At 69.5% G+C, this 632-nt stretch carries 2 pseudogenes; one reads left to right on the top strand and one right to left on the bottom strand.

Annotated elements, in window-relative coordinates:
- Positions 1 to 446: pseudogene (locus tag A9W96_RS31965) on the top strand (hypothetical protein); the annotation flags it as partial.
- Position 447: 1 nt separating this feature from the next.
- On the opposite strand, the pseudogene A9W96_RS01720 reads toward A9W96_RS31965, so the two are convergent.
- Positions 448 to 632, bottom strand: a pseudogene (locus A9W96_RS01720) (hypothetical protein); the annotation flags it as partial.

The raw sequence follows: 632 nt of genomic DNA, 5'->3' as shown, positions 1-632 counted from the left end.
TCAGCGCCACCGCGGTCGCCGGTGGCGACAAACCGCCGCCGGCCCGCATCGTGCTGCTCTCCGACGGCGGCGAGAACAAGCCTTCCAATCCCAGCGATCCGCACGACGGCATCTACACGGCGGCGCGGCTGGCCAAGGACGAGGGCGTGCCGATCTCGACGATCTCGTTCGGGACCAAGGGCGGCGAGATCGAGATGGACGGGCAGCGCATCGCCGTCCCGGTCTCGACCGACCAGATGAAGATGGTGGCCAAGCTGTCCGGCGGGCAGTCGTTCCACGCCGACAGCCTGGACTCGCTGAAGAACGTGTACTCGACGCTGCAGCGCCAGATCGGCTACGAAACCGTGAAGGGCGACGCCAGCCTGGCCTGGATGCTGCTCGGCGCGTTCGTCCTGGCCGGCGCCATCCTGGCCGGGCTCCTGCTGAACCGCAGGCTGCCCGCCTGAGTCAGCTGGGCAGGCGCCGGTTGATCAGCAGTGCCAGCGCGGTCGCGATCAGGGCGGTCAGCACGGCCAGCCGCAGCCAGCCGGAGCTGCCCGGCCCCGGCACCGTGCGGTAGCCGATCTCGTTCTCGATGGCGTTGTAGCTCTTTTCCAGCTCGCCCAGGGTGGTGGCGGTGTAGGACTGCCCGC

It is taken from the genome of Mycobacterium sp. 1245852.3 (assembly GCF_001669335.1).
In the GTDB taxonomy this organism is placed as follows: Bacteria; Actinomycetota; Actinomycetes; order Mycobacteriales; family Mycobacteriaceae; genus Mycobacterium; species Mycobacterium europaeum_A.
Note: the sequence above shows the minus strand (reverse complement) of the source record. Positions and strands in the feature narration are given on the sequence as shown.